Annotated in this window: 3 protein-coding genes; all 3 read right to left on the bottom strand. The window is 33.9% G+C overall.

What is annotated here, in order from left to right; translation table 11 throughout:
* Positions 1-12: 12 nt before the first annotated feature.
* From COD11_RS22125 to COD11_RS22115, 3 genes are read right to left on the bottom strand one after another with little or no spacing between them, the layout of a single operon-like run.
* Positions 13-825, bottom strand: a complete 813-nt coding sequence (locus COD11_RS22125) for a Ger(x)C family spore germination protein (protein WP_098799073.1) — start codon at positions 823-825, stop codon at positions 13-15.
* Positions 822-1,910, bottom strand: a complete 1,089-nt coding sequence (locus tag COD11_RS22120; RefSeq protein WP_098799072.1) for a GerAB/ArcD/ProY family transporter — start codon at positions 1,908-1,910, stop codon at positions 822-824. The genes COD11_RS22125 and COD11_RS22120 overlap by 4 nt, the downstream gene beginning before the upstream one ends.
* Positions 1,911-1,928: 18 nt before the next feature.
* Positions 1,929-3,437, bottom strand: coding sequence for a spore germination protein (locus tag COD11_RS22115; protein WP_255301676.1), 1,509 nt, complete (start codon positions 3,435-3,437; stop codon positions 1,929-1,931).
* Between the last annotated feature and the right edge of the window lie 207 nt (positions 3,438-3,644).

Here is a 3,644-nt window from a genome sequence, read left to right as displayed (position 1 = left end):
AATCTTTTGACACTACCTATGAACTTTTATTTCCACCTTAATTGGATTTGTTGAAATTACCTTTAGCTCACGTGATGAGGCTATGCTTTTAACGCCAACTGATTCACCTGTGTCAGGCATTTTGACTGTATAAGTGCCTTTTGTATACTGATCTGCTAGTACTTTAAAAAATAACAACTTCTCATTTGAAATTTCACCAACCATTTTTTTGCCATCCAAAAGCGCTATTCCATCAATTTCAACACTACCGGACCCCTCATTTTTTTTTATAATCGGAAGGAATGGATCCTGCCCCTTTGAATAATGTTGATAAAGAAACAAATGTAGATTCGTTCGTGGCAAGTCTCTATTCAGTTTGTTATGTAAGACCAAGTTAGTTAAGTATTTTGCTGCACCGAGTGTCGAAAAGTCTGATTCTAAAATCGCATTTGCCTCACCTCTTGTAATAACAAACAATAATCGCTCACCAATTGAAGCATCACGCTGAAGCGTATCAACCATTTCTGTAAGTCCTTGTTTGGCAAGACTTTCCCCAAATAAAACAATCTGTAATTTACCTAACACGAGTGGATCTGGTGATTGTTTTTGCATGTTTGAAACAACATCACGCGCCAATTCAGATTCCTCCACAATAACATGATCTGTAACGGGTTGATCTTTAATGTATGTATCAATATTAGCCGATCCTTTTATCTTATCTTCTCCTTCAACAAGATCAATGCCCATAGCTGTTATAAGGTTTACATCATCTATAATTTCTTTTTCAATACATCCTGTTAGAAATGTCATCATTAGCAAAGATACGAATACAAACCTACAATTCACGCTTTTCTCCCCTTTATTTTTTTTATCAATACTGTGAGAAAGAAAAGAATCGGTATATATCCAAACATCATATAAAAGCCTATTTGTGAAACTAAGTCATTAAAAAAGCTTATTTTCTCTCTTGTTTGAATCAATAGAATGATAAAAAATGCCAAAAGCAAAACAAGTGCAAGCAAAATTCTCTGATTAAATTTAAATGTATCCTTAAGACATCTGCTCGCACACCAAAAAGTTAAACAAACGTTAGGCAATATGATTAAACACCAGTTAGCAATTCCTATATATTCAAAACGTTCCACAAAAGGCATTTCAACAATCTTCCAAATTGTTAATGTAGCCCACACATTTTTCTGCAATTGTTCCTCACTAAAATAAGCAAGTGAGATCATCATGATTAAAGTAAACAATAATGTACTATAGGCAACCCCGAGATGTGCCCATTTTTTTGACTTTTCCGGTCGTTTGATAAATGGATAATAAACTAACAAAGCCTCAAACCCTAATACTGTTAAAGACATATCCTTAGTTGAAGAAGCCATATCTTTGAAAGAATGATTAAGCGGTGGGGCTAGATTAGATAAATCTGAGAATTCAATTGGAAAGAAAAATGTAAATATTAAATAACTAGGTAAAACAACTCCAAAAAAGCATATACCTGTTACGATTCTAAATCCACCACTAATCACATAGTAGACTAATAACAAAAAGATTGATGTAAACAACCAAGAATTGAGATCCGGAAACATCCAAACTACAATAATTTCTATATAAGTATTTAAAACATTTATCGCTAGTAAACAGAAATATAGACCAAAAAGAGTACTAAGAGCACCACCGATCCATTTCCCAAAAAGTTCTTTATGAACATCAATAATGTTGCCGTCAAAATCTTTTAAAATACGAAAAATCATCCATACTGAAATATGTACAAATAATCCTGATATAATAACGGCGATCCAGGCATCTCTTCCTGATTTTTCTGCTACAATCCTTTGAAATCCTAATACTCCTACACCAAATTGGAGTGAGTGGATCAAATAGAATACTAAAAAATGTGATACTTGAAAACGCTCTGCTATTTTCATTTTGTCCACTCACCTCATTCATTCATCAATATCTTTATTCATTTTTGCCTTTTTAGAAGGAAACCTTATCGGATTATTTGTTCTCAATTGTGACGGTCGTTTTGACAATAAGGAAAACGGAAGTCTAATTAGCGCGTCTTTCATATCTTTTGTTCTAGGTGGATAGATTGGCTCTAAAAAAGGTCTCCCTAAAGAGGTTAATCTTAACAAATGGGTCATAAGAAAACAGAAACAAAGCATTAATCCCAGTAACCCTAACCATTCTGCCAATAATAAAAATGGAAAGCGAAGCATACGGATTGTGTTGCCCATAGCGTAAATTGGTGTTGTAAAAGACGCAAGTGCTGAAAGCGCAACAATAATTAATAAAATATTACTTGTAAGACCCGCCTCTACAGAAGCCGTTCCAATAACAATCCCTCCAACGATACCAATTGTTTGACCAACTTTAGTAGGAAGGCGTGCTCCAGCTTCACGCAAAAGCTCGATCGTTAATTCTAAAAACAATGCCTCTAGTATCGGCGGCAATGGTACTACTCGTCTGGATGAAATGAGAGTATTTAATAAATCACCTGGAATTAATTCGTAATGGTAAGTTAAGGTAGCAACATAAATAGGTGTAACTAAAATAGAAAATGCTACTGCAAACAAACGAATCAGTCTAAAAAATGATGCATTTAACCAGTTATAAAAGTAGTCATCAAATGCTGAAAAAAATTCCACTAACGTTGTGGGTCCAATTAATACATGTGGAGATCCATCAACCATAACACCAACCTTTCCTTCAGCTAAAATCGATGACACCCTGTCAGGGCGTTCCGTATCCAATAACTGAGGAAAAGGAGAATTGTGATTATCTGAAATCATTTGCGTAATAAAGGAGCTGTCACTAATTTGGTCAAATTCAATGTTTTTAATCCTTTGTTTAACCGTGTGAACATTCTCTTCATTCGCAATTCCCTCTATATATAAAATTGCTACCTTTGTTTTTGAAAGCTCACCGACTTTCAATTCAAAAATACGTAGTTTTTCATCTGGAATTCGTTTTCGGATTAAATTAATATTAGATTCAATTGATTCAACAAAGGCCTCTTTTGGACCAACCACACTAAACTCAACTTCAGGTAAAGAAACATCACGCGCTTTATTAATTGTTGCTTTAATTAATAAGCCAGGCAATCCATACTCTGTTAAGCAAATAAGAATGTAGCCGTCTAATAACTTTTCCTTAATCACATCTGTATCAATAGTGATAATGATAATTTCGATTGGTATTCCCTTTTGCAAATCATCTAATGTTTTCCAATTCTCACTCTTTAAAAAAGGCATAATACTTTTTTGAAGAGTCTGCATATCAACCATTGTCCTAAAGTAAGATACCCAGTACTTAACCTGTGAAGTCTCGGCTTCATATTGAATAAAGTCAGAAGAAGTTCTAAACCTTGCTAACACCTGTACTAATGATAGCTTTTCTCTGCCACCTTCATACGTCATTTTATTCATCATTCCACACGCTTTCATTGACATACTTTTTTCTTATGTTGCCAAAATTTAGCGATAATATTCTTACTGATAGGAGATTGTTATTAAAAGGATTTAGATATTCATCTTAATCACGGATATGTATTTTATAATGCAAAAAGGGGCTGACCCAAAAGTCTAGATTTTAGACCTTTGGGTTAGCCTTTTTTAAGAAGTGTTTTTAATAAAGTTAAATATAAAAACTGGTTCGTT

The sequence above is a fragment of the Bacillus sp. AFS040349 genome (assembly GCF_002577655.1).
In the GTDB taxonomy this organism is placed as follows: domain Bacteria; phylum Bacillota; class Bacilli; order Bacillales; family Bacillaceae; genus Metabacillus.
The sequence above is the reverse complement of the archived record's forward strand: the minus strand, read 5'-3'. Positions and strand labels throughout refer to the sequence as shown.

Bases quoted from the DNA above. Each gene is read 5' to 3' on its own strand.
- COD11_RS22115 (WP_255301676.1), bottom strand. From the start codon at position 3,437: ATGTCAATGAAAGCGTGTGGAATGATGAATAAAATGACGTATGAAGGT.
- COD11_RS22120 (WP_098799072.1), bottom strand. From the start codon at position 1,910: ATGAAAATAGCAGAGCGTTTTCAAGTATCACATTTTTTAGTATTCTAT.